Source organism: Kribbella sp. NPDC049174, from assembly GCF_043197365.1.
GTDB lineage: Bacteria > Actinomycetota > Actinomycetes > Propionibacteriales > Kribbellaceae > Kribbella.
Genome location: NZ_JBICSZ010000010.1, coordinates 75,617 through 100,603, shown reverse-complemented (window position 1 = coordinate 100,603; position 24,987 = coordinate 75,617). Strand labels below are relative to the sequence as shown.

General features: G+C 68.0%; 19 protein-coding genes. 8 read left to right on the top strand and 11 right to left on the bottom strand.

The genetic code is table 11. The annotated features are described in order from the left end of the window. Positions 1-34 precede the first annotated feature (34 nt). From ACGFIF_RS36580 to ACGFIF_RS36560, 5 genes are all read left to right on the top strand, one after another. Positions 35-1,717 (top strand): ABC transporter substrate-binding protein, encoded by a 1,683-nt coding sequence (locus tag ACGFIF_RS36580; protein WP_393160942.1) that lies wholly within the window; start codon positions 35-37, stop codon positions 1,715-1,717. 64 nt (positions 1,718-1,781) lie between these two features. Then, positions 1,782-3,218 carry an alpha-L-fucosidase gene (locus ACGFIF_RS36575; RefSeq protein ID WP_393160940.1) on the top strand — a complete coding sequence of 479 codons (1,437 nt, stop codon included), beginning with the start codon at positions 1,782-1,784 and terminating at the stop codon, positions 3,216-3,218. 1 nt (position 3,219) lies between these two features. Then, a complete protein-coding gene (locus tag ACGFIF_RS36570; RefSeq protein ID WP_393160938.1) occupies positions 3,220-5,124 on the top strand; it encodes a beta-L-arabinofuranosidase domain-containing protein in 1,905 nt (634 codons plus the stop codon). Between the two features lie 5 nt (positions 5,125-5,129). Continuing rightward, positions 5,130-6,101, top strand: coding sequence for a glycoside hydrolase family 43 protein (locus tag ACGFIF_RS36565; protein ID WP_393160936.1), 972 nt, complete (start codon positions 5,130-5,132; stop codon positions 6,099-6,101). 114 nt (positions 6,102-6,215) lie between these two features. Continuing rightward, positions 6,216-6,887 carry a hypothetical protein gene (locus ACGFIF_RS36560; protein WP_393160934.1) on the top strand — a complete coding sequence of 224 codons (672 nt, stop codon included), beginning with the start codon at positions 6,216-6,218 and terminating at the stop codon, positions 6,885-6,887. Positions 6,888-6,973: 86 nt separating this feature from the next. Here ACGFIF_RS36560 and ACGFIF_RS36555 read toward each other — a convergent pair whose 3' ends face one another. Beyond that, entirely contained in the window at positions 6,974-7,462 is a 489-nt protein-coding gene (locus ACGFIF_RS36555; RefSeq protein WP_393160932.1) for a CGNR zinc finger domain-containing protein, read from the bottom strand. Positions 7,463-7,526: 64 nt separating this feature from the next. On the opposite strand from ACGFIF_RS36555, the gene ACGFIF_RS36550 reads away from it, so the two are divergent. Continuing rightward, on the top strand, positions 7,527-8,207 hold the full coding sequence (locus ACGFIF_RS36550) for a hypothetical protein (protein ID WP_393160930.1): 681 nt from the start codon (positions 7,527-7,529) through the stop codon (positions 8,205-8,207). 230 nt (positions 8,208-8,437) lie between these two features. Here ACGFIF_RS36550 and ACGFIF_RS36545 read toward each other — a convergent pair whose 3' ends face one another. Both ACGFIF_RS36545 and ACGFIF_RS36540 read right to left on the bottom strand, forming a co-directional pair. Then, on the bottom strand, positions 8,438-8,716 hold the full coding sequence (locus tag ACGFIF_RS36545; protein WP_393160928.1) for a hypothetical protein: 279 nt from the start codon (positions 8,714-8,716) through the stop codon (positions 8,438-8,440). Positions 8,717-8,932: 216 nt separating this feature from the next. After that, on the bottom strand, positions 8,933-9,910 hold the full coding sequence (locus tag ACGFIF_RS36540; protein ID WP_393160926.1) for a PrsW family glutamic-type intramembrane protease: 978 nt from the start codon (positions 9,908-9,910) through the stop codon (positions 8,933-8,935). Between the two features lie 151 nt (positions 9,911-10,061). Here ACGFIF_RS36540 and ACGFIF_RS36535 point away from each other — a divergent pair, with 151 nt between their 5' ends. Continuing rightward, positions 10,062-13,388: a S8 family serine peptidase gene (locus ACGFIF_RS36535; protein WP_393160924.1), complete on the top strand. Its 3,327-nt coding sequence runs from the start codon at positions 10,062-10,064 to the stop codon at positions 13,386-13,388. Positions 13,389-13,452: 64 nt separating this feature from the next. Here the strand turns inward: ACGFIF_RS36535 and ACGFIF_RS36530 are convergent, their stop codons facing one another. Next, positions 13,453-14,484 (bottom strand): pyridoxal phosphate-dependent aminotransferase, encoded by a 1,032-nt coding sequence (locus ACGFIF_RS36530; RefSeq protein WP_393160922.1) that lies wholly within the window; start codon positions 14,482-14,484, stop codon positions 13,453-13,455. A 251-nt stretch (positions 14,485-14,735) separates the two neighbouring features. Here ACGFIF_RS36530 and ACGFIF_RS36525 point away from each other — a divergent pair, with 251 nt between their 5' ends. Then, positions 14,736-15,506 (top strand): GntR family transcriptional regulator, encoded by a 771-nt coding sequence (locus ACGFIF_RS36525; RefSeq protein WP_393160920.1) that lies wholly within the window; start codon positions 14,736-14,738, stop codon positions 15,504-15,506. Between the two features lie 29 nt (positions 15,507-15,535). Here the strand turns inward: ACGFIF_RS36525 and ACGFIF_RS36520 are convergent, their stop codons facing one another. The 7 genes from ACGFIF_RS36520 to ACGFIF_RS36490 form a co-directional block, all read right to left on the bottom strand. Beyond that, positions 15,536-17,032: a CoA-acylating methylmalonate-semialdehyde dehydrogenase gene (locus ACGFIF_RS36520; RefSeq protein ID WP_393160918.1), complete on the bottom strand. Its 1,497-nt coding sequence runs from the start codon at positions 17,030-17,032 to the stop codon at positions 15,536-15,538. Between the two features lie 75 nt (positions 17,033-17,107). Further along, complete coding sequence (locus ACGFIF_RS36515) at positions 17,108-17,902, bottom strand: SDR family NAD(P)-dependent oxidoreductase (RefSeq protein ID WP_393160916.1); 795 nt, start codon at positions 17,900-17,902, stop codon at positions 17,108-17,110. Further along, on the bottom strand, positions 17,899-19,074 hold the full coding sequence (locus tag ACGFIF_RS36510) for a glycine C-acetyltransferase (protein ID WP_393160914.1): 1,176 nt from the start codon (positions 19,072-19,074) through the stop codon (positions 17,899-17,901). The genes ACGFIF_RS36515 and ACGFIF_RS36510 overlap by 4 nt, the downstream gene beginning before the upstream one ends. A 2-nt stretch (positions 19,075-19,076) precedes the next feature. Further along, a complete protein-coding gene (locus ACGFIF_RS36505; protein ID WP_393160912.1) occupies positions 19,077-19,631 on the bottom strand; it encodes a cysteine hydrolase family protein in 555 nt (184 codons plus the stop codon). Further along, complete coding sequence (locus tag ACGFIF_RS36500) at positions 19,628-20,956, bottom strand: MFS transporter (protein WP_393160910.1); 1,329 nt, start codon at positions 20,954-20,956, stop codon at positions 19,628-19,630. The genes ACGFIF_RS36505 and ACGFIF_RS36500 overlap by 4 nt, the downstream gene beginning before the upstream one ends. A gap of 101 nt (positions 20,957-21,057) precedes the next feature. Beyond that, positions 21,058-22,773 carry a hydantoinase B/oxoprolinase family protein gene (locus ACGFIF_RS36495; RefSeq protein WP_393160908.1) on the bottom strand — a complete coding sequence of 572 codons (1,716 nt, stop codon included), beginning with the start codon at positions 22,771-22,773 and terminating at the stop codon, positions 21,058-21,060. After that, the gene (locus tag ACGFIF_RS36490) at positions 22,770-24,848 is read right to left on the bottom strand and encodes a hydantoinase/oxoprolinase family protein (protein ID WP_393160906.1); all 2,079 of its coding nucleotides are present in this window, start codon (positions 24,846-24,848) and stop codon (positions 22,770-22,772) included. The genes ACGFIF_RS36495 and ACGFIF_RS36490 overlap by 4 nt, the downstream gene beginning before the upstream one ends. Positions 24,849-24,987 lie beyond the last annotated feature (139 nt).

Below are 24,987 nucleotides of genomic sequence, written 5' to 3'. Positions count from 1 at the left end.
CCTTCGCACCATCTCTACCCCTGTGAGGGACAACATGACAACTCAGCTCAGGAGAACCAAGTCCGCGGCGGTCGCCGGGCTCTGCGCGCTGGCACTCGGTTTGGCCGCGTGCAGCGGGTCTGATACGCCCGCGGACGAGAGCAAGCCGCTGCCTACCGTGACCGGCAACCCGGCCGTGACACTGGACGTCTTCGCACCCCAGGCCGCTGACTGGAATCTGTCCACGAACGACTTCACCCAGAAGGTGAAGAAGCAGTTCAACATCAGCTTCAAGTGGCAGACCAGCACGTTCGACGGCGGGCCGGCCAAGGAGAAGCGGCAGATCTCGCTGGCCAGCGGTGACTACCCGGACCTGTACCTGCTGATCCCGTGGGTCGACCAGTTCACCCCGGCCGAGCTGATGAAGCTGGGCAACCAGGGTGTCCTCGTACCGCTGAACCAGCTGATCGACCAGTACGGGCCGAACATCAAGAAGGCCCTCGACGCGGAGCCGGAGTGGAAGGCGATGGCGACCGCGCCGGACGGCAAGATCTACGGCATGCCGCAGTGGGTCGACTGCTATCACTGCTCGTACCAGGGCAAGTTGTGGATGAACACGGCCTGGCTGAAGAAGCTCGGACTCGAGCAGCCGAAGACCACCGAAGACATGCGCAAGGTGCTGCAGGCCTTCAAGACCCAGGACCCGAACGGGAACGGGAAGGCCGACGAGATCCCGCTCAGCGCGAGCGTGCGCGACGCACTGATCCCGTACTTCATGAACGCCTTCATCTACGACCCGCAGGGCACCAGCGGCAACAACAACTCGACCCTGGTCCTGAAGGACGGCAAGGTCGACATGCAGGCCAACAAGGACGGCTGGCGTGAGGGTCTGGCGTACCTGAACTCGCTCTACAAGGAGGGCCTGATCGACAAGGGCGCCTTCACCCAGAACCCGGACGCGCTGCAGCAGCAGGGTGACAGTGGCAAGGCGCCGCTCCTCGGCTCGGCCGCCGTGCTGCACCTGGGCATCGCGGTCAGCAACCTGCCCGACGGTCGGCAGAAGCAGTACGACGCCGTTCCGCCGCTCACCGGACCGCAAGGGGTGAACCACACCGGGTACAACTTCCCGAGCGCGCCGGGTGCGACGTTCGTACTGACGAACAAGGCCACCCAGGAGGAGCAGATCCAGGCGATCAAGCTGCTCGACTACATCTTCACCGACGAAGGGCAGATGAACGCCTTCTGGGGCACCGAGGGCAAGACCTGGAAGAGGCCAGAGGCAGGAGACGTCGCGCTCGACAAGTCGTTGAAACCGACGTACAAGGTGATCCCGCAGCCAGAGGGCGGTACTCCGCCGAACTCCGGGTGGCAGGCGCTGGCGCAGTACAACAACACCGAGAAGTACCGCAACTCCGAGGCGATCGCGACCGACATCTACAGCCCGTCCGGGTACGAGCGGCGGTTGTTCGAGGCAACCAAGCTGTACGAGGGCAAGGAGGACAAGTCGCTGATCTACCCGTACTGGAAGGTGTGGATCGACCCGACCCTGGCCGGTGAGGTCGCCACCTTGCAGACCAACATCGAGAACTACGTGCAGCAGAACTCCCTGCAGTTCATCACCGGCTCGAAGAATATCGACAGCGACTGGGATGCCTACGTCAAGGGCCTGGAAGGCCTCGGCCTGAAGCGCTACCTCGAAATCCAGCAAGCCGCTTACGACAAGATGCCGAACAAGTAGCGTCCCTGGACCGGCCGGAGGACGCCGGCCGGTCCACACTCCCATCACTGACAAGGAGCGACCAGTGCCGTTCGATGCAACCTTCGAGTCCCTGGCCACGTTCGAGTGCCCTGACTGGTTCCGGGATGCGAAACTCGGCATCTGGTCGCATTGGGGACCTCAGTCGGTGCCGCGGTACGGCGACTGGTACGCGCGCAACATGTATCGGCAAGGGTCTGATCAGTACCGGTACCACCTGCGGACGTATGGACACCCGTCGGAATTCGGGTACAAGGACGTCGTACGGCAGTGGCGGGCGGAGCGATTCGATCCGGGCGATTTGATGGACCGGTTTGTGGCGGCCGGTGCGCGGTACTTCGTCGCGCAGGCTGTCCATCACGACAACTTCTTCAATTACGAGTCGTCGGTGAACCCTTGGAACTCGGTGAAGATCGGCCCGGGTAAGGACATCGTGGGCTTGTGGAAGGCAGCCGCGGACGAGCGCGGACTGCCGTTCGGGATCACCGAGCATCTCGGTGCCGCGTTGGGATGGATGGCGGTGAACAAGGGCAGCGACGGTCGTGGGCCGTTCGCCGGCGTGCCGTACGACGGGACCGATCCGGCCTACCGGGATTTCTATCTCGACAACAGTCGATACCTGTCCGCACAGGATTTCGAGGTTCCGGACCCGTGGTACTGCAACGATCCTGAGTGGCACAGCTACTGGCTCGAGGCAGTCACCGAGATGATCGATCGGTACCAGCCCGACCTGCTGTATTCCGACGGGCCGTTGCCGTTCGGCGATGTCGGCTATGCACCGGGTCTGCGTGTGGTTGCCCATCTCTACAACACCAGTGCGCGGATTCACGGGGCGAACCGTGCTGTCTACCAGCAGAAGGACCGTCGGCCTGAGGTGAGCGTGGTCGGTGTGATGGACATCGAGCGGAGCCAGACGCCCGGGATCCATGCTGAGCCATGGCAGACCGACACCTCGGTCGGCGACTGGTTCTACAACGTCCGCGACGTCTACAAGACCGCACCACACGTGATCGAGATGCTGGTCGACATCGTGTCGAAGAACGGCAACCTGTTGCTGAACGTGCCGCAGTTGCCGGACGGCACGCTCGACCTCGAATGTTCGCAATTGCTCGACGACCTCGGCACGTGGATACAGGTGTGCGGCGAAGGTATCTACGGCACGAGACCGTTCAGGGTGTTCGGCGAGGGACCTTCGAGCGTGATCATCGACGGGTTCACCGAAGACCGCGTGAACTGGACGAGCTCCGACTTCCGGTTCACCCGCCGGGACGACACCGTGTACGCATTCCAGCTGGCCTGGCCCGACGACGGACGCGCAGTGATACGCAGCCTCGCAGACCATGAGGCGGTGAGCGGCGTCCGGCTGCTCGGCCATGGTCGCGTTCCCTTCGAGCAGGCGCACGGAATTCTGGTGATCCGGCTGCCCGAGGCACGTCCGGTCGATGTCGCGAACTGCCTCGCTGTCGACCTCCGCGTCGGCTGACATGAATGGATTGCTGCGCACAGTCCGTGCCTCGGGCGGCCGGACGAGGCTCTCGGACGGGCCGGCCCGAGACCGATGGTTGCTCAACGCCCGCTATCTTCGAAGCCTCAGCGCCGACAACCTGCTGCGGCCCTACCGGGCCGAGGCCGGTCTGTGGAGCTACTCCGGCTCGTGGGGCACGACGGTGGGCGGTGTGTCGCCCGACGGCCCGGAGACCTGGCACTGGGGATGGGAGTCGCCGACCTGTGATCTGCGCGGCCACATCCTCGGGCATTGGCTGTCCGCAGCGGCGCGAGTCGGCGAGTACGACGGCGAGGTGGCGGCACGAGCCGCGACCATCGTCGGCGAGCTCGCGACCTGCCAGCGGGCCAACGGAGGGCAGTGGGCAGGTTCCATCCCACCGGCGTACTTCGAGCGCTTGGCCGCGGGTCGTGAGGTGTGGGCCCCGCAGTACGTCGTACACAAGATGCTGATGGGGTTGCTCGACCAGTATCGGTTCGCTGGCAACGAGGAGGCCCTGGAGGTCGCATCGGCCTTCGCCGGATGGTTCCACACCTGGACCGATGGACTGTCCCGACAGCAGCTCGACGACATACTCGACCGCGAGACAGGCGGCATGCTCGAGGTCTGGGCGGATCTCCTCGCGTTCACCGGCGATCAGTTGGCCGCGGACCTGATCCAACGGTACGACCGGCGCCGGTTCTTCGAGCCACTGCTCGCCGGTGCCGATGTGCTGACCAACAAGCATGCCAACACACAGATCGTTGAGGTTCTGGGCGCGGCCAGAGCCTGGGAGGTCACCGGGGAACAGCGGTGGCGCGACATCGTCGAAGCCTTCTGGGACTCTGCTGTCGACGCACGCGGAACCTACTGCACCGGCGGTAGCAGCTGCGGTGAGGTGTGGCAGCCGGCCGGCGAACAGTCCGCCCGTCTGCACGCGGTCCAGGAGCACTGCCTGGTCTACAACCTGATGCGCCTTGCCGCCGTTCTGTTCCGGTGGACCGGAGATCACCGGTACGGGGATTACTGGGAACGCAATCTGGCCAACGGGATCTGGGCGCAACAACATCCAGACACGGGCATGCCGGCGTACTTCTTGCCTTTGGCAACTGCAAGCCGCAAGCAGTGGGGGCGGCCGACCGAGGACTTCTGGTGCTGTCACGGCACTCTGCTCCAAGCACAGGCCTCGGTCGACGAGGCCGCGGTGTTCGTCGACGACACCGGGATCTCGATCTGCCAGTACCTGGATTCGGCCGTGTCCTGGACCGATCTGTTCGGTGGCCGCGTCGAGCTCGCGATCGCCGCGGACACCGACCAGGGGGTCGCTCTCGGGCAACGGCAGACCTTCCACGGTGCCGCCGGAATCCAGGAGCTGTCGTCACGACCGCTGCCGGGCCGGCGACCGAACGACCGCGTCTACCTCGTCGACGTACGGTGTGAGCGACCGTCCGCCTTCGAGGTCCGGCTCAGGGTCCCGCGCTGGGCTGCCGGTTCGCCGGTGCTCGAGGTGGACGGGAAGTCAGGCCCGGTCGAGGTCCGGGACGGCTGGATCGTGCTGTCCGAGGTGTGGAGCTCACAACGCATCCAGCTGACCGTGCCGTCAGCACTGACCACAGCGCCGTTGCCCGACCAGCCGGACCTGGTGGCTGTGCTCGACGGCCCGATCGTCCTGGCCGGGCTGACCGAGCAGGAGACGCTGCTGTACGGCGATCCCGCGCAACCGACGTCGTTCCTGACACCTGACCAAGAGCGACACCACAGCTGGTGGCGGACCGGGACATACCGAACCGTCGGTCAAACCAGCGGCGTGCGCTTCATGCCACTCGCCGAGATCCGCGACGAGCCGTACACCGTGTACTTCCCGGTGCGACGGTCGCAACGACCAACGACCCAGAAGGATGACTGAGTCCGATGACGACCGATGGGGTAGCACGGCAACAGCCCGAGTACGTGGGCTACCTCTACGCGCACTTCAAGCGTGAATCAGCCGACGGCGAGCAGATCTACTTCGCCTTGAGCGACGGTAACGATCCACTGCACTTCGACGACCTCAACGGCGGCAAGCCGGTCCTGTACTCCACCTTGGGCGAATGCGGCGTCCGCGACCCGCACATTGTCCGTTCCCCGCAAGGCGATCGGTTCTACCTAGTCGCGACCGACCTGCGCCTGTACGCCAACCGCGATTGGGACCGGCACCAGCGCCGGGGCAGCCGCTCGATCATGGTGTGGGAGTCGACGGATCTGGTGGACTGGGGTGAGGGCCGACTCATCGAGGTCGCACCGCCCGAGGCCGGCAACACCTGGGCTCCAGAAGCGGTCTGGGACCCCGAGCAGGATGCCTACCTCGTGCACTGGTCCTCGACGCTCTACGACAACGCCGAACACGAGGGTGAGAGCTACAACCGGATCATGTCTGCGACCACCCGCGACTTCAGGGAGTTCTCCGAGCCGCGGGTGTGGATCGACCGGGGATGGCACACGATCGATACCACGGTGATCGACCACGAGGGCGTCTACTACCGCTACCTGAAGGACGAACGCGGCCGCAGCGGCGATGTGCCGTTCGGCAAGTCGGTGTTCTGCGAAACCTCGACCTCCCTGACTGCCACCGAGTGGGAGCCGCTGGCCGAAGGTATCGGCCTGGGCCCGATCAGCCAGGGCGAGGGCCCGCTGGTGTACAAGTCGAACACCGAGGAGAAGTGGTTCCTCTGGATCGACGAGTTCACCTCCGAACGCCGATACGTACCCTTCGAGACGACTGACCTCGCCGGCGGCGAGTGGTTCCCCGCCAAGGGACACCGCCTGCCGGTTGACCCCTGTCACGGCGTCGTGCTGCCGGTGACCGCCGAAGAGTACGAGCGGCTCAGTACCGCTTGGAGATGAGGTCCGAAGTCGTTGCTTCCCGTATGTCGCTCCGAGGTGACTGCGCTGAGCTCATCCGTACCGGGGGACGAGCACGTCCTGGGGGCTGCCATACGGTCGGCGCGAGGGGGTGGTGTGCACGTGATAGGTCACTCGCTGGCTTCCATTCAGAGGCCGGCCACCCGGATCGGTTGGGACCGCGCGATCGCCGTGGGGTTCGCGATCGGGTCGGCCTGCTTCTTCATCGGGCCGTTCCCCGGGTTCGTCCAGTTGGTGGGTGCCGCGGCCGACGGCATGGTCTTCTTCGTCGGCTCCGTCTTCTTCACCCTCGCCGCCGCCATGGAACTGCGGGAGGGAACCGTCCGGCGCGGGCACCGCTGGGGTCGTGACCCCTCATGGTGGAGTGCCGCGGTCCAGTTCGTCGGCACTCTTCTGTTCAACCTCAGCACGTTCTCCGCCATGCAGGAAAGCCTGTCGACGCAGCAGGAGAACCGGCTGATCTGGACGCCCGACGTGTTCGGCTCAGCATGCTTTCTCGTGTCCGGCGCGCTGGCCTACCGAGTCACGGTCGGACCGGGCCTCCTCCCGGGGCGGATGGACCGGGCGGGTACGACGGCCGCCGTGAATCTGCTCGGATGCGTGCTGTTCGCGATCTCGGCCGTCGCCTCGTTCGTCGTGCCGTCCACCGGTTCGATCCTCAACCTGGCCGCCGCCAACTGGTGCACTGCGCTCGGCGCCCTGTGCTTCTTCATCGGTGCCCTCCTGAGCATGCCGCCTTCGCCTCACGCCCGCCCGGCAACGAGCTAGGTCTGACGAGCGAGGATGCGCTGACTCCCGGTGGGCCTACTGGGGCCCGTTCATCGTTCTGGAGCGAGACTCCAGAACAGACTCGGCTAGGAGTTTTTCGCCACCCGGGCCCGATAAGCGGCGACCGTCGTCCGGCTGGCGCACGCATTGGAGCAAAACCGGCGCGTCCGGTTCCGTGACTGGTCCACGAAGTAGTTTCCGCACCCGGCCGCGGCGCACCGCCCCAGCGTCACCGCCGGATCCCCGGCCGCGATCAAGGCGAGCTTGGCGGCGATCAGTTGGCCGACCCAGCGCTTGGCCGGGGTGCCGTTGCGGCTGAAGTGGACGTGCCAGCCGAGGCCGTCGTGGTCGGACAGGTGCATGTCCGGCGGGTAGTCGCGCAGCAGGCGATGGATGGCGTCGGGGGCGGCGCCGTCGACCGACTGTGCAAGGGCCGTGCGTACGACGTCTGGCAGTTCGCCGTAGTCGCCGTCCGGCGGCGGAGTGATCTCGTGCTCTGTGAAGAACGCGGCGACGAGCTCACCGTGCTGGTCGAGCGTGCCGGTGTTGGCCAGCTCGACGGCCAGCCGCGTCACGTTCCCAATGTAGTCATCGTATTGCACTTGACCCCCTACATCGACGGTGCCTACGGTAGGCGCCATGCTAACTGATGACACCTACGTGGCTCGTCGCCTGCACCTGCTCGGGGAGTGGGACGCCGCGCTCGACGTCTTGGGCCCGGACGCGGATCCCGAGCTGCGCGCGGAGATCGCCGTCGACCGCTGGTTCTTCCGGATCGAGGGCCACGAGGAGGCCGAGAAGGCGGTCGCGGCACTTGATCCCGCCTCGTCGACGGCGCACTTGCTCACTGCACGACTCGCCTACAGCCGCCTGCTGTTCCAGCGCGACCCCCGCGCCGACGACCGCGCCGTGGCCGAGGCCCACTACCGGGCGGCGGTAGAGAGCGGCGACGAGAAGCAGCGTGGCTGGGCCGAGTACCACTGGGCCGTCCTGCTGGACAACATCGACGAGGACCCGGCCGGCGCGCTCCCGCGCTACGAGACAGCTCTCGAGATCGCGACGAAGTCCGGCGACGGCTACTTCGAGTCCTACATCATCCGGCACCTCGCACACCTCAAGGAGCCCGCCGAGCGGATCGCGATGCTGCGCCGCTCACTCCACCTGCGCGCCGCGCTCGGCGCCCGGCCTCAGACCATCGCCGCGCAGGCCGCCCTCGCCGACGACCTCCCCGACAACGACCCCGAGCGCGCCGAGCTCATCCGGACCTTCCGCCCAGGTGCGGAAGAACTGCGCATCGGCTGGCTCTTGTCCGAGAACTGACCCCGGAGCAGCCGGTTGTGCAGTCGGTCCGGACGTCTTCAGCGAGCGAAGACAAGCAGCAGAAGTCCGGTCACCGCGAGGGACACCAACAGCGACAAGCCGCAGCCAAGCCGGTTGCTGAAGAAAAAGAACATCGATTCATTCCGTTCGATCGGGTACAGCCGTCGGATCGGCAGTGAACACGAACGCCGCCCCAGGCAAGCCCAGGGCGGCGTTCGCTAGCGGACGGTTTACCCGCGGTCGTCGTAGAAGTCGCGGCTTCCCGACTTGGCGAGGCCCCGGCTCACCATGTAGCCGATGGTCAGCAAGGTGACGAAGAACCAAGCCTGCTTGGCGTTGAAGTCACCGTCGTCCATGACCTCGGAAGCGATCAGAACAGCGAACACCGACAGCACATAGACGATCATTTCGGTCGTCTTGAACGACGACTTGGTCTCCGTGCTGACACGGCGGTGGGGACGAGCGTCGACATCAGGCGACACAGGGGCGCCAGTGGCGTGGATAGACATGCGGGAACTCCTTCTATTGCATGCAAAACACACCTGGCTTCTCAAGTGCAGGGCTCAGCGAGCCCACTCCGGCAGTGCCCCAGCGAAACCAGGCACAAACGCCGAGGTGTGGTGTATCACAAACGGCAGCCGGGGCCTGATCTGCTCCAGCAGTTGCCTGATGCACCAATCCGATGCATTGGAAGGTTCAGTAACCGGAGGGCGGCGTGCTGGTGATCATGGTTGGCGGTGCGGGGCGTTGACCGGTGGGGGTGTCGCCGGTGCGCTGGTGGCGGGATGTCTTGCGCCGTGGCGCCAGCTGTGGATGACCCAGAGGAGACCGACGAGGGCGATGACGGCCAGGGCGCCGTCGTACATGCCCTGGAAGGTCCATTGCTCTTGCTGGGTCGGGACACCCTCCCAGTAGGTGCCGTCCGGCCAGTCGGCGATCCAGCCGTTGCCGGTGATGCCCTGGGTGACCCAGATGCCCCAGCCGTACGACGCGTCCCAGGCTCCGTGGAGTGCCGAGACCCCCAAGAACGTCCAGATCACCCTCGGAGTGAAGCGGAACCCGCCGTTGGCCGGCGCGGCAGCGGCGAACAGGGCACCACCGAGCAGCGCGGTCCAGGTCAGGTGGCCGAAGGGAGCGAGCATGGCTCGCGACACCTCGGTTTGCAGAATGCTCAGCTCGGGGTGGTCATTGGTGTGCTCGACGTACGCCCAGAACGCGTACCCCGTGCTCTCGAAAGCAGCGAAGCCGGCGCCGACCGTGGCGCCTAGGACCATGCCTCCGTGCACCGTCCGCTCGGCGACCCGCCAAGCGACCGCCACGAGCACCGCACCCTTGGAGACTTCCTCGATCAGGCCGACACCGAAGAACCCGAGCGCGTTACCCACCGGCCCGGCCCCGGTCGGCAGCAGGTAGATCTCCGTCACGGCGGACACGACGACCCCGACCGTCCCGGCCAGAAGGAAACCCTTGAGGACCACGCCGCTGGTCAGACGACAGTCGTCCAGACGAGCCAGCGCGAACGTCACGACCGTGACCGGCACCAGGAAGCTCCCGATCAGGAACAGGGTCGGAATCAGGATCACGTCCTCGGTGATCGCGGTCACTCCGGCCGCCAGCACCCAGACCAGTACGCCGGTCAGCAGCACCGCGATCCACGCGCGCTTTCCAGCGCCAACAGGGAACCTCAACGATTGATCGGCCACGATCAGACCCTGACAGGCGAACAGCCACGGAGCCTCCCCCCGAGAGGGTGATTTCGCCCGCCCCGGGCTGCCCTGACCGGTTCCGGCCGCGTCCGGGATCCGACAGGTCAGGTCGTGGTCCGGACGTGGTGGATTCCGGTACCACAGGGGCATGACCTTGTTAAGAACCTTACGGACGCGGGCAGCGCTGCTTCTGACCGGCGCCTTGGTGCTGTCCGCCGTCACGGTCCCGGAGGCCATGTCCGCCACCTCCCCGCCTACGTCTCCACCCGCCGCGGCTGCCGCCCTGCACGGCCCGGCCACCGTCACGCTCCTGACCGGGGAACGCGTCACGCTCCGGCCGGGCAAGGACGGGAAGCCTCAGGTCGATGTCCGATCACGCGAGGGGCAGCCCGTGACCAGCGGGTACTCCGTCCGCAACGACCGCGGCCGCATCAGCGTCGTACCGCACGATGTCCAGCGTCTCGTCCCGGACGTGCTGGATCCGGCGCTGTTCGACGTGACCGGTCTGGTCGAGATGGAGTACGACGACGCACACCGCGCTGACCTGCCCGTCATCGTCCGCGATGCTCCTGGCGCGCGCACGATGGCGAGCGGCGGGTTCGTCGCGACCCGCGCGCTGGCCAGTGTCGACGCCACTGCCGGGCGCATCCAGAAGTCCAGTGCGACCACGTTCGGTGCGGCCCTGACTGCGACCAACGTGACCCAGCCGGCCAAGATCTGGCTGGACGGCAAGGTCCGCGGCGAATCGATCGCCGGTGCCCAGGCGGCACCTCTCGACGGCTTCCTCGAGCAGGTCGAAGCGCCCGCTGCCTGGAAGCGCGGACTCGACGGCCACGGCGTCAAGGTCGCGATCGTCGACTCCGGGATCGACACCGGGCACCCGGCGATGGCCGGCAAGGTGACAGCCACGGCCGACTTCACCGGGGAGGGGCCGCAGGACGACATTGGTCACGGCACCCACGTCGCCTCGCTGGTGGCCGGCAGCGGAGTCGGAGCGGACGGCGCGCGGCAGGGTGTAGCGCCCGCGGCGGAGCTGATCTCGGGCAAGGTCCTGAACGCGGCCAACGAGGGCACCGAGTCAGGCGTCATCGCCGGGATGGAGTGGGCCGTCGGCCAGCACGCCGATCTGGTCAACCTCAGCCTCGGCGGTCGGGCCGACCGGTTCGGCGAGGATCTGATGGCGCAAGCCGTCGATCGGCTGACGGCGCAGAGCGGAGCGTTGTTCGTGGCCGCCGCCGGCAACAGTGGCGCGCTCTGGCCGACGCCGTTCTCGATCGGGACGCCCGGGACCGCCGCGTCCGCCCTCACGGTGGGCGCGGTCGACCGGACCGACCACAAGGCCTACTTCTCCAGTGAGGGGCCGACGTGGTCGTACCGGCAGAAGCCCGAGGTCTCCGCGCCGGGGATCGACATCCTGGGCGCCAGAGCGGGTGCCCGCGACGGTGACCTGTACGTGGCGATGTCGGGCACGTCCCAGGCGACCCCGCTGGTCACCGGTTCGGCGGCCCTGCTGCTCCAGCAGCACCCCGAGCTGACCTGGCAGCAGCTCAAGGCGCGGCTCAGCAGTGCGGTCGATGACACCGGCATCTACACCTCGTGGTCGGGCAGCGGGCGGGTCAATCTGGACAAGGCGACCTCGGCGGGTCTGTCCGCTGACGCCGGTGTCGTCGACTTCGGTCCCATCCGTCACCCCGATGACTCCTCGCAGACCCGGACGGTCACGCTCACCAACCCCGGCACGGAGCCGATGGCGGTCAGATTCGCCGACCACCAGGTGAACATCCAGGGCGAGACGGCGTCGGAGTCCGCCGTCGTCGCGACGCCGGCCGCCATGACGATCCCGGCCGGCGGGACGGCAAGCACGACGCTGACGCTGGACCCGGCCGCGCTGACCGACACCATGTGGCAGGGCTCGCTCGACGTACTCGGTGCCGACGGCAAGCAACTGCTGCGGCTGGCGCTGAACGCGTACGACGAACCACCGATGTACGACGTGACGGTCCGGGTGCTCGACCGCAACGGCGAACCGGTCTCGGGCGGGTACGTCAACTCCTTCAACAGCAACAATGGCGGCTTCACGCAGTTCCGGCTGGATTCGCAGGGTCGTAGTACCGTCCGCGTTCCACCGGGGGAGTACAGTATGTACGCCTTCGTCACCACGGGCGACACGATCGCCATGACCGGTGGGCCCGACTTCACCGTGACCCGCGACGCGACGTTCACGCTCGACGCCCGCAAGACGGTGCGGCTGAACGCCCCGGTGGTCGAGGGGCAGCCGACGCGGGCGACCGAGGGCTCGGTCAGCTTCCTGCGTGGCAAGGACGGGGCCCAATGGAACGCGGACTACCTCGACGTGACCGCGGCGGACCTCGCCGCCGGGAGGATCTACGTGCAGCCCACGGCGGCGCCCAGGAACGGGATCTTCGAGGCGACCACCCGGTGGCGGCTGGAACCGACCACGAAGACGAAGAGGGACACGCCGGACCTTTACCAGGTCTACCAGAGCGGGAACCGTTTCACCGTGCCGCTGGCCAAGAACCTCGACCGCAACGCCGTTCGGGCGATGGCCCGGATCGAGACCACGTTCGGCAGCGTGTGGGGCGACGGTGTTCGTGGGGTGAGCCGTGGTGCGAGGAGCGCGGTGTCCGGCTTCGGCGGGTCGAACTGGCGGACCGTCGACACACCGTCGCGCCGGGTCGAGTTGGTGTCCGCAGGGCCGAACATCGAGTGGTGGCAGTGCCTGGACACCCCTGCCTCCGGCGCCAGCGGACTCTGCGACGACCCGTTCCGCTCGTACCAGCGTGGCGAGAAGGTGCGCTCGGTGTTCGGTACGGCGATGCACCCGCAGCTCAACATCGCCGACATCGCCAACGGAGACTTCAACGTGCAGGTGGGCGTGGCCGACCCTGACCACCTGGGCATCGTGGACTCAGCGGTGATCGGTGGCCAGAAGCTCAAGCTGTACCGCAACGACAAACCGGTGGGCGAGGTGGCGGGACCTTCCGGCTTCTTCCCGGCCGCCGAGGGCCCGGCCCGGTGGCGACTGGAGCACAGCTGGAAGACCGACCAGGTTCCGACGTCCACCGAGGCGAAGACCACCTGGGAGTTCAGCGCCACACCGCCCGCCCCCGGCGAGAACCCGGTCCGGCCGTCGTTGCTGAGGCTCGACTACGACCCGTACGTGTCCGCCGACGGCAGCGCTCCGGCGTGGCGGCCACTGCGCTTCGACCTGGGGATCGGCTACCAGAACCTCGTCGCGACCTCGCCGGTGAAGTCCGCCAAGCTGTGGATCTCATCGGACCGCGGCAAGCACTGGACGCCGACGACGCTGGTGCGGACCCGTGACGGCTACCGAACCGTCGTCGGCCCGTGGGCACTGTTGCCCGGTCGCACCCTGTCGGTCCGGGCCACCGTGACGGACAGGGCCGGCAACTCCATGGATCAAACCGTCCTGGACCTGATTCCGGTGCGCTGATCACCGTCCGGGATCCGTCACCTGCCTGCGTGACGGATCCCGGAGTCGGTTCACCCTGCGATCGTCAGATGGACGGCTCTCGGTAGGCCTGGGTGAGGCGATGGACGAGTTCGTGGAGCACCGCCTCGTCCGAGCCGAACGTGAGGCGGACATGGGTGTCGGGGGCGTGCATGTCCGCGCCGCGGATCGTCGCGATGCCGTGACGGAGAAGGGTGCGGTCGATGTCGGCGGGCGAGTCGCCGAGGGGAGAGCAGTCGACGAGCAGGAAGGCGCCGGCCGCGGGTCGCACTGGCTCGGGGAGGCCGCTCGCGGTGATGCCGTCGCAGACGAGGTCCCGCTTGGCCTGGTACGTCGAAAGCGCCTGGTCGAGCCAGTCGCGTGGCCCGGTAAGGGCAGCGACGGCGGCCCGCTGCGGAACCACTCCGCAGCACACCGCCTCCCATTGCAGGCGGCGCTCGAGTGCGTCGACGATCGGCGGCGGCGCGACGACGTAGCCGAGTCGCCAGCTCGCGAGGGCGTAGTACTTGCTGAGGCTCGTGACGGTGACCAGGTGCGGCCAGCGATCGGCGAAGGCCTCCACCGGCTGGTAGCGACGACCGTCGAAGGTGAAGTGCTGCCATGAGTCGTCGGAGACGACGAGGAGCCGGTGACGCGCCGCGATGTCGACCACCGCTGCGATGGTCTCAGCGTCGGGCAGATAGCCCGTCGGGTTGTTCGGGTTGCACAGGAGGATCACGCGGCTGTGTGGTGTGACCGCGGCCTCCAGCCTGGCGGGGTCGAGCGCCCAGCCGTCGCCCTCACTGGACGGGACGTACCTGGGCGTCGCACCGGATTCGCGGATGAGTCCGTCGAAGAAGAAGGTCGGGGTCGGGACGATGACTTCATCGCCCGGAGTGAGCACGGTGCGCAGGACGAGGGAGAGGCCGTGCATCGCTCCGTGGGTGATGAGCAGGCGACGATCGGGATCGATGCGGAGGCCGTGCTCGCGCTGGAGCTCGGCGGCGATCGCCTTCCGGAGCTCGGGAAGGCCGCGGCTGTGGCGTGGATCGGGCTGGTCCATCGCGGCCGCGACTGCCTGCCGCACGTGCGCTGGCATCGGAAGGACCGGGGCTCCCACGAGAGGGAGGACCTGCACACCGCGGCGGGTGCTCCGTGCGGCGCGGTCGCGCGTGCTCATCGCACCCATGATCGGGAGGTCGCTCGCGGGGAGAGTCCAGGACTCGGAGGTGAGGGGCTGCACGGTCAGCAGTCTAGCCGCTGAGATATCAATAGTGAAGATAAACATCTTAGAACATTCGACAGCGATGGCTCTGCTGTATCAATTCTCCCCGGTGGTACGCTGGCGAGGTGCCCGATATCCATTCCGTGATCAGGGGAACGCCTCACGTTCCCGCGCTGCTGCTGGTCGGCAGCGAAGCGAGCGGCCTTGACCGCACCGGCCAGGCCTATCGGGCGATCAGGCGCCAGATCATCGACCTGACGCTGCCGCCCGGGAGCAGCTTCACCGAGACGTCGCTCGCACAGCAATGGCGCATCAGCAAGACGCCGGTGCGGGAGGCGCTCGCGCGGTTGCGGCGGGACGGACTGGTGAATGCGCTTCCGCGCGCCGGGTACGTCGTCAGCCCGATCACGCTCCAGGACACCGAGGATCTTTGTGCGGTGCGGACACTCCTGTGCTGCGAGGCAGCCGCGGCCGCAGCGCGCCGAGGGGTCGAGGCGCCGGCGCTCAAGCGACTCGAGGTGCTGTCCAAGGTGCCGTTCGCGCTCGCAGCGGGCGAAGTGGGGCTCGAGGAGTCGCTGCAGGCCGGGATCGAGTTCGAGGCCATCGTCGCCAACTTCAGCGGCAACAACCGGCTCGCCAAGGCGATCGTGGACGTGCTCGACGAGCTGGAGCGGATCTTGCGGATGGCCACGTTGATCTCTCCCGACATCGTGAGTCCGCCGGGAGAGCTGGAATCCATCTTCGAGCGACTGCGCGATCGGGATGTGGACGGCACCCAGGAAGCCACCCGCAAACGCTGCGAGCGCGTGCGCCACGACGTCCTCCAGGTTCTGGCCAAGAGCGCCTCGGTCAGCAGAGCCAACATCGAGATGCCGGCGCCCACCCGCCCGAGCTGAGTCGCCTCGGGCCGGCGGCCGGAATCGGATCAGACAGCGGTGGGGAAGTGGAGGTTCGGGCCGTCCGAGATCTCCTCGGGCCAGCGGGTGGTGACGGCCTTCGCGCGGGTGTAGAACGCGACGCCCTCGGTGCCGTGGATGTGATGGTCGCCGAACAGCGAGTCCTTCCAGCCGCCGAACGAGTAGAACGCCATCGGCACCGGAACCGGGACATTGACGCCGATCATTCCGACCTGCACGGAACGCTGGAAGGCGCGGGCCGCCTGGCCGCTGGAGGTGAAGATCGCCGTACCGTTGGCCCAGGGGTTGGCGTTGACGAGGTCGATCGCCTGCTCGAGCGAGCCGACCCGCACGACGACCAGCACCGGGCCGAAGATCTCGTTGCGGTAGACGTCCATCTCGGTCGTGACGTGGTCGAACAATGTCGGGCCGACGAAGAAGCCGTTGCCTTGGACATCGAGTTCGCGCCCGTCGACGACGAGGTCCGCGCCCGCGGCGACGCCGGAGCCGATGTAGTCGCTGATCCGCTCGAGCGCCTCCGGTGTCACCACCGGACCCATCTCGGAGCCGGCCTCGAGCCCGGGACCGACCTTGACGGCCTGCGCCTTCTTGCCGACCCGCTCGACGAGCGGCTCGGCCACGTCGCCGACCGCGACGGCGACCGAGATCGCCATACAGCGCTGGCCCGCGGAGCCGTACGCGGCGGCGATCAGGTGGTCGGCGGCCTGATCGAGATCGGCGTCCGGCAGTACGACGGCGTGGTTCTTGGCGCCACCGAGTGCCTGCACGCGCTTGCCGTTCATGGTCGCGCGCTGATGCACGTACTGCGCGATCGGCGTCGATCCGACGAACGACACCGCGGCGATGTCCGGATGGTCGAGGATCGCGTCGACCGCGACCTTGTTACCGTGGACGACGTTGAGGACGCCGTCGGGCAGGCCGGCGTCCTGATAGAGCTCGGCGACGAAGTTGGACGCCGACGGGTTGCGCTCGGAGGGCTTGAGGACGAACGTGTTGCCGGTCGCGATCGCAATCGGGTGCATCCACAGCGGGACCAGCGCGGGGAAGTTGAACGGCGTGATGCCGGCGCAGACCCCGAGTGGCTGGCGGAAGGAGAACAGGTCCACATCGGTCGAGACCTGGTCGGAGTACTCGCCCTTGAGCAACTGCGGGATCCCGCAGGCGAACTCGATCACCTCCATGCCGCGGGTGACCTCGGCCCTGGCGTCGTCGAGGACCTTGCCGTGCTCGGCGGAGACGATCCGGGCGAGGTCGTCGTGGTACTTCTCGACGAGGTTGCGGAAGGCAAACATCAGCCGGGATCGACGCATGACCGAGCTCTCGGCCCAGCCCGGCAACGCGGCGCGCGCCGCCTGCACCGCGGCGTCGACGTCGGCGGCCTCGGCCAGGTGGACCTCGGCCTGGCGCTCGCCCGTCGCGGGGTTCCACACCGGGGCGGTACGGCGCGACTCGCCGACCGTCTGACTGCCGCCGATGTGGTGAAGGATCGTCCTGATTGTGCTCACTGAACTGCTCACCTTCTGATGGGTTCCCAAGTGGTTCTGCCGGTTGTGGATCGCCGTCCCTGCGGGCCCGTCGGGTCAGACGATGAGATCACCGCCGTTGATGTCGACGGCCGCACCCGTGATGTAGGCGGCCCGGTCGGAGGCGAGGAAGGCGACGAGCTCGGCGACCTCCCAGGGCAGGCCGACCCGGGGCACCGGGAACGATCGGGTGGCGAGCTCGAGCGAGGCATCGGGCAGCAAGCCGCGGGCCATCGGTGTGTCGATGAGGCCCGGGCACACGGCGTTCACCGTGATCCCGTCCGGTCCGTAGACCTTCGCCAGGTGCCGGGTGAGCCCGAGGACGCCGTGCTTCGCGGTCGTGTAGTGCGCGCCACCGGCGGTACTGATGGTCTTGCCGGCGGTGGAGGAGAAGTTGACGATCCGGCCCCAGCCACCGCTCCGCATCGCAGGAAGGGCTCGCTGGCAGCACAGGAACGTGCCGTGCACGCTGACCGCGAGGACGCGGTTCCACTCGTCCTCGGTGATGTCCTCGAACGCGGTCGGTGGTGCGATGCCCGCGGCGTTGACCAGGATGTCGAGCCGGGTTTCCTCCGCCAGCAGCAAGGTGAAGGCACGCTGGACCTGCTCGCCGTCGGTGACGTCCACAGTGAACGACCGGACGCGGTCCACCGCCACCGTCAGCTTCGACGCCAGCTCGGCGCGGTCGGGTGGGGCGAGATCGAACACCGCGACGGTCGCTCCGCGACGGGCCAGGGCATGCACGGTCGCAAGGCCCATGCCGCTGGCGCCGCCGGTCACGATCGCGACCCGGCCCTCGAGCTCCGCACTGTCCGCGCTGGTGGGTGCGCGGAGCCCGTCGCCGGTGGTCATGCGCCGGCCATGACGGCGTGTGCGCGACCGAAGGCGGCGGCCGCGAGCTCGAGTTGCTCGGTTGTGTGCGATGCCGAGACCTGCACCCTGATCCGCTCCTCGCCCACCGGCACGACCGGATACGACAATGCGAACGCGAGTACGCCCTCTCGTCGAAGTGCGGCCGCTACCTCACGGGCCAACGAGCCGCGCAGCATCACCGGGATGATCGGGTGCTCACCGGGCAGGACGTCGTACCCGAGGTCGAGCAAGGTTCTCCTGAGCCAGGCCGTGTTGGCGGCCAGGCGTTCTCGCAGCTCGGGGCGCCCTCGGGCGATCCGGATCGCTGTCAGTGCCGCAGCGGCCAGTGGCGGTGCCATCGCGTTGGTGAAGATGTACGGACGTGAGACCTGGCGCAGTGTCTCCACGACCGCGTGGGAGCCGGCGACGAAACCCCCGGCTCCACCGCCCAGCGCCTTGCCGAGCGTCCCCGTCAGTACGTCGACGCGGCCGTCCAGTCCGTAGGACTCGGAGGTGCCGGCGCCGGTGGTGCCCAGCACACCCGTGGCGTGGGAGTCGTCGACCATGAGCGCAGCGTCGTAGTGGTCGGCGAGCTCGGAGAGCTGTGGCAGGGCAGCGATGTCGCCGTCCATGCTGAAGACGCCGTCGGTGACGATGAGCCGGTGGCGGGCATCCGCAGACGCGGCGAGGCGGCGCGCGAGCTCGTCGAGGTCGGCATGACCGAAGACGGACCGCCGGGCGGACGACAGGCGGATGCCGTCGATCAGACTGGCGTGATTCAACGCGTCGCTGAAGACCGCGTCGTCCGGGCCGAGCAGAGCGTCGAAGGTGCCGAGGTTCGCATCGAAGCACGAGCCGTACAGCACTGCGTCTTCTGCTCTGACCAGTTCTGCGATGGCCGCTTCGAGCTCGCCGTGGATCTCCCGTGTGCCGCACAGGACGCGTCCCGCGGTGACTCCGAGTCCCTGGTCGCGCAGCGCCCGCTGCGCTGATTCGAGAACCTCCGGGTCGGCGGCGAGCCCGAGGTAGTCGTTGGACGCGAAGTTCACGAGGATCTCGCGGCCGACGCGGAGGGTCGGCCCCTGGATGCCCGAGGCAACGAGGTCGCGGCGCAGCCCGGTGGTCTCCCGGCGTACGTCGAGGTCTGTCCGGAGTCGATCCAGCAACGTCATGTTCACGCGTCCAGCCCTTTCCAGCCGGTGCACGTGACGACCTCGAAACCGCGGCTGGGGAACACCGCATCCATGAAGAAGTCGTGCATCGCCTGATCGCCGTCGGCGCAGGCGTCACGCAGCACGGTGACCTGGTAGCCACGGTCCGCCGCGTCGTAACACGTCGCGGCCACCATCGCGCTGGTCGCTACGCCGGCGATCGCGAGCGAGTTGACGCCGGCCGCGCGGAGGACAAGGTCGAGATCCGTGCCGGCGAAGGCGCTGGCACGACGCTTCAGTACGACGACATCCTCGTCGGCGACCGGGAGATCGAGCGCGGTTCCGGCTGATCCCTCGTGGAAGGCGTCCCCAGCTTCGTAGAACGTCCGGAGCAGTGCGCTGTCCGGCGGCACGTCGGCCCCGTTGGCCCGGAAGGCGAAGCGCACGAACACCACGAGAACGCCGGCCGCGCGGGCACGAGGAAGCAGTTCGGTCAGTGGAGGCACGACTTGCCGGGCGAACGGATAGTTGCTCGTGATGCCCTGCTGGACGTCGCCGATGATCAGTGCGGTGGTCACGACCGGCTCCCGTCCAGCCGCTCCATCCGGCGTCCAACGGTCAGCAGGACGGCCATTCCGCCGGCCATGATGGTCGCGATCGCCACCAGTGCGTAGGTGAAGCTGCCGGTCGCGGTCGCGATCGACCCGGTGATGTAGGGACCGACGAATCCACTGAGGTTGCTGACGGAGTTGATCAGAGCGATCCCGGAGGCGGCGGCCGCGCCGGTCAGGCCGATCGCCGGGATCCGCCAGAACTGGGGCATCGCGCTGATGATCCCGGCCACGCTCAGGCAGACCGCGAGGACGAAGAGGGTCCCGCTGCTGGTGAAGGCCGCCAGGACAAGCCCCGTCGCACCGAGGGCCATCGGTACGACGGTCGCCGTGACCGCCGTCCTGCGGGCGGCGAAGCGAGCCCAGGTGAGGAGGGCGACCACGGCCACCGTCCACGGGATCGCGGACAGGAGCACACTGCTGACATCGCCGGCCGGACCGATGCTGTGAGTGATGGACGCGATCATCGTGGGCAGGAAGTACGCCAGCGGATACAGGCCGAACGCGATCGCGAACCACGCCACCGCCATCGCCCAGACCCGGCCGCTAGTCAACGCTTCGCGCAGGCCGGTGAGCGCACCGTTGGCGCGGTGTTCGGCGGCCTCGGCGGCGAGGGTGTTCTCGATGGCTGCCTTCTCCTGGTCGTCGAGCCAGCGCGCGTCGCTCGGGCGGTTCGGCAGGAAGGCGAAGATCAGGATGCTCACGACCACGGTCAGCGCGCCCTCGACGAGGAACAGCGCCCGCCAGCCGGCGATACCGAGCAGGCCCTGCCCCCACGCGAGCATCGCGGCGGCCAGGGGAGAGCCGATGATCGCGGAGATCGGGGTCATCAGGATGAACAGCGACAGCGCCCAGGAGCGCTGGCTGCGCGGGAACCAGTAGGTCAGATAGAGCAGGATTCCGGCGCCCAGGCCGGCTTCGGCGAACCCGAGCAGGAGCCGCGCGACGAACAACGTCGCGGCCGAGTTCACGGCTGCCGTCGCGGCGGTGACCAGGCCCCAGGTGACCATGATCCGGGCGATCCAGATCCGTGCGCCGAACCGGCGCAGCAGCATGTTGCTCGGCACCTCGACCAGGACATAGCCGACGAAGAACACCCCGGCGGCGAGGCCGATCTGTCTGCTGTCCAGGTGCAGGTCACGCGACATCGGTGCGGCGATGTAACCGAGGTTCGCGCGGTCGATGAAGCTTACGACGTACGCGAGGCCGATCAGGGGAATGATCCGGATGACGACCTTGCGCCACGTGCGCGGTGTGACGGAGGCCTGGGTGGTAGCGGCGGTTGAACTCATCGTGAGGTCCAATCGGGTGAGTAGAGATGGGACGGCCGTGGTGCTGGTGGCCGAGGATGCGTCCCTCGTCCGGTCTGCCGCTTTCTGGACCGGAACAAGGGTCAGCCCGCCTGGCCGCGCAATCTCGCGGTGGCGTTCGCATCGATGACGCCGGATTCGGTGATCACGACGCCGTAGTCCCGTTCGGCACTCCGGTGGGTGACTTTGCCATCGAGGACGTCTTCGAGGACCCGGTTGGGGTCGCGCTCGAAGGACAGACCGTGTCCGCCCCCGCCCGCGGTCACGTGCCGGTGACGGCTTCCCGCGGTCATCGCGAAGTGCGGTTTGGAGTCCAGCAGTTGTTCGCCCGGCCCGTCGGGGTCGAGCACGTTGAGCGAGGGCGACCCCTGCGCACCGCCGGCCAGCCCGTACGGCAGGAACTTCCGCCGGTCCGACCTGATCTGCACGGTGACCTCGGGGGCCAGGATCGTCATGTCCCGGAAGGTCGCGAGGCCACCGCGCCAGCGGCCTGCTCCACCGCTGTCCGGAAGGTAGCCGTAACCGTCGATGCGGATGTGACCTGAGCGTTCCAGCTCCTCGATCGGGGTGTTCGTGAGGTTGGAGCCCAGCGCGCTGATCCCGTCCACACCGTCTCGATCGGGACGTGCACCCCACGCTCCGGCCAGGGGATCCCACAGCACGACGGATTCCCCGTCCGCTTCGACGATACCGATCGCGATCCCGTTGGGTCCGCCGTCTCCGGCCGCGGGCACCCGGGTGGGGAACACCGGGGCCAGCGCCCCGAGCACCGCGTCGACGATCCGGAAGCCGACGAGGCCACGGGCAGCGCGCGCGGCCGGCCGCTGCCCGTTGAGGATCGAGGCTTCGGGGATGACGAAGGTGAACGGCCGGTAGAAGCCGCTGTTGGCCGGGATGTCGGAGGAGAGCACACCCTGCAGGGCGGCATACCCGGCGGAGCGGGTGAACGACTCCGTCGCGTTGAGCGCGGAGTTGACCTGCGGTGAGGAGCCGGTGAAGTCGAGCTCGATCCCGGACTCGGACAGGGTGGCCTTCACCCGGATCGGGATCGGCCCGGAGCCGAGGCCGTCGTCGTCGATGTGGTCGGTGAACTCGTACGTGCCCGGAACCGCTTCGGCGAGCGCGGCGCGCAGCAGGGTCTCGGAGTAGTCGAGCAACTCGTCGATGAGGGAGTTGAGTCGTTCGACGCCGTGCCGCGCCGCGAGGGCGCGGAGGCCCTCGGCCCCGGTGTGGCAGGCCGCCAGTTGGGACTCGAGGTCGCCGAGCAGCAGCTCGGGTTCGCGGACGTTGCGCAGGATCAGCCGCAGGAACGTCTCGTTCACCGTGCCGGCATCGACCAGGCGCGACGGCGGGATCTGGACCCCTTCGGCGAAGATACTCGTCGACTGCACGGCCATGGAGCCGGCCGACCAGCCGCCGACGTCGGTGTGGTTGACGACCGTGACCGAGAAGCCCAGGAGGGTTCCCCCGGCGTAGACCGGGGCGACGGCGAAGATGTCCGGCAGGTGCATGCCGCCCAGGGACGGGTCGTTGAGCAGGTAGATGTCTCCTGGCCGCATCCGGCCGCCGAACTCGTCGAAGATCGCCTCCATCGCGCCCGGAATGGACCCCAGGTGCAGCGGCAGGGTGTTGGCCTGCGCGATCACCCGGCCCTCGGCGTCGCACAGCGCGGCGGAGAAGTCCATGCTGGAGGCAACGAGCTGCGAGTGCGCCGTACGCACGATCGTGATCGCCATCTCGTCGGCAAGCCCGGTGACCGCATTGCGGAAGACCTCGAAGGTCACGGCGTCGCGGATCATGGGGCACTCCAGGTGATGACGATGTTGTTGAACCGGTCGCGGTGGACCTGCGCACCGGGCGGGACGAGCGTGGTGGCGTCCATGTCCTCGATCACCATCGGTCCGTCGACGGGCTCGGTGCCGAGGCCGGAACGTCCCACGACGGGCGTGGGCACGGTCTCGGCGAACCGGCATTCGCGGGTGACGGGCTGGTGGCCCGCGACCTCGGGGTGGTCCAGGACGTCCGCGATGGACACCGGAGTGGGCAGCCGGCCGCGGACCCGGAGGTTGACCAGCTCGACCAGTTCGTCGGTGCCGGCCCGGCCGTAGGTGCGCTTGTGCTCGGCGTGGAACCGCGCCCGCGTCTCGGCGAGCAGGTCCTCGGTGAGGTCGCCGTCGGGCACCCGGATCCGCAGCTCGAATCGCTGGCCGCGATAGCGCATGTCCAGTAGCCGATCCACGACGGCGCCGCCTCCCAGCTCCGCGCTCACCTTGGTGGCCAGCAGCCCGAACTCCGTGGCGAGCGCGCTCACCTCGGCGAATTCGTCCCGGTACGGGGTGAGCTCGTAGCGTTCGGTGTCGGCGACGAGCAAGCCCAGGCTGCTGAACAGACCCGGATGCACGGGCACGATGACAGTGGAGATACCGAGCTCCCGGGCCAGCGCGGCGGCATAGAGCGGACCGGCGCCACCGAACGCGACCATGGTGGCCTCGCGCGGGTCACGGCCACGTTCGCTGGTCACTGCCTTGACAGCGGTCGTCATGTTCGACACTGCCACCTGGTACGCCCCGCGCGCGGTGGCCGGTACGTCGACGCCGAGCCGCTCGGCCACCGGCGACAGCACCTTCGCAGCCAGATCGGGGTGAATCGGCACGCGGCCACCGGCGAGCGCCTCCGGGCTGAGGTATCCGAGCGTCACGTTGGCGTCGGTGAGGGTCGGCAGCTCACCGCCTTGGCCATAGCAGGCGGGGCCAGGGCGCGCCCCGGCGCTGGCGGGCCCCACATGGAGCGCGCCCGCGGCGTCGACGGCGATGATGCTGCCGCCTCCGGAGCCGACCTCGGCGATGTCGATCGACGGTGCCCGGACCGGGTACCCGGCGCCGGAACTGATGCCACGGGCAACGTTCATGCCGCCCCCGACCTCGTAGTCGGCCGAGACGAACGGTTCGCCGTCCTCGATCAGGGACGCCTTCGCCGTCGTCCCGCCCATGTCGAATCCGACCACTGTGGACACGCCCATCAGTTGCGCGAGCTTCTGTACGGCGGTGACACCGGCCGCGGGCCCGGACTCGATGATCTGCACCGGCCGTTGCGCGACCGAGGCCGCGTCGAGGAGGCCCCCGCTGGACTGCATGACCATCAGCGGGGCACTCACTTTCGCTGCCCGCAAGTCCTGCTCCAGTTGGGTGAGGTAACCATGCACAGCCGGACCGACGAACGCGTTGACCGTCGCGGTGCTCGTGCGCTCGTACTCGTGCGGCAGCGGTGAAACGTCGACCGACGCCGTGACGTAGACACCAGGCAGCTCGGCTCGCAGCAGGTCGGCGACTCGCCGCTCTTCGTCCGGGCGAACGTAGGAGTTGATCAGGCACACAGCCACCGCGCGGATTCCGTCCGCACGCAACCGCGCGGCCAACGTGCGCACCTCGTCCTCGCCGGCCGGTGGCTCGAGATGTCCGTCAGCCGTGATCCGCTGGTCGAGTTCGTGCCGATCCCGGCGTCGCGCGAGGGGCGTGGGCTTGGACCACGACAGGTCGTACAGCGTCGGCCGGCGCAGGCGCCCGATCTCCAGCACGTCGCGGAAACCGCGGGTGGTGACCACCGCTGTGCGCACGCCGCTCATCGACAGGATCGCGTTGGTGGCCACGGTGGTCCCGTGCAGCATGGCGATCACGGCTTCCGGCCGGGCCGCGGCCGACGAGAGTACGTCGATCGTCGCCGCCACGACGCCTGAGCCGTAGTCGGGCGGAGTGGACGGGACCTTGATCGGCACGACCTCTCCGGCCGGGCCCAGGGCGATGACGTCGGTGAAGGTGCCGCCGATGTCAGCGCCGACTCGCCAGCCGGCCGGGTGCGTATCGGGACTGGGAGGCACAGGGATCTCCTTCGCTGGACGAGCAATTGAAATCACAGTAGGAGCGAGTTGAGATATCAGCAAGACCTGGTTGCCATTTTTCTTGGGGCTGCTGGTAGACGTGGCTGTTGCTCGAGTCGTCCGCTGATCGCCGTCGCCG

Coding starts and splice junctions, on each gene's coding strand:
- ACGFIF_RS36580 (WP_393160942.1), top strand. CDS start 35: ATGACAACTCAGCTCAGGAGAACCAAGTCCGCGGCGGTCGCCGGGCTC.
- ACGFIF_RS36570 (WP_393160938.1), top strand. CDS start 3,220: ATGAATGGATTGCTGCGCACAGTCCGTGCCTCGGGCGGCCGGACGAGG.
- ACGFIF_RS36565 (WP_393160936.1), top strand. CDS start 5,130: ATGACGACCGATGGGGTAGCACGGCAACAGCCCGAGTACGTGGGCTAC.
- ACGFIF_RS36550 (WP_393160930.1), top strand. CDS start 7,527: ATGCTAACTGATGACACCTACGTGGCTCGTCGCCTGCACCTGCTCGGG.
- ACGFIF_RS36545 (WP_393160928.1), bottom strand. CDS start 8,716: ATGTCTATCCACGCCACTGGCGCCCCTGTGTCGCCTGATGTCGACGCT.
- ACGFIF_RS36535 (WP_393160924.1), top strand. CDS start 10,062: ATGACCTTGTTAAGAACCTTACGGACGCGGGCAGCGCTGCTTCTGACC.
- ACGFIF_RS36530 (WP_393160922.1), bottom strand. CDS start 14,484: ATGCCAGCGCACGTGCGGCAGGCAGTCGCGGCCGCGATGGACCAGCCC.
- ACGFIF_RS36515 (WP_393160916.1), bottom strand. CDS start 17,902: ATGACCACCGGCGACGGGCTCCGCGCACCCACCAGCGCGGACAGTGCG.
- ACGFIF_RS36510 (WP_393160914.1), bottom strand. CDS start 19,074: ATGACGTTGCTGGATCGACTCCGGACAGACCTCGACGTACGCCGGGAG.
- ACGFIF_RS36500 (WP_393160910.1), bottom strand. CDS start 20,956: ATGAGTTCAACCGCCGCTACCACCCAGGCCTCCGTCACACCGCGCACG.
- ACGFIF_RS36495 (WP_393160908.1), bottom strand. CDS start 22,773: ATGATCCGCGACGCCGTGACCTTCGAGGTCTTCCGCAATGCGGTCACC.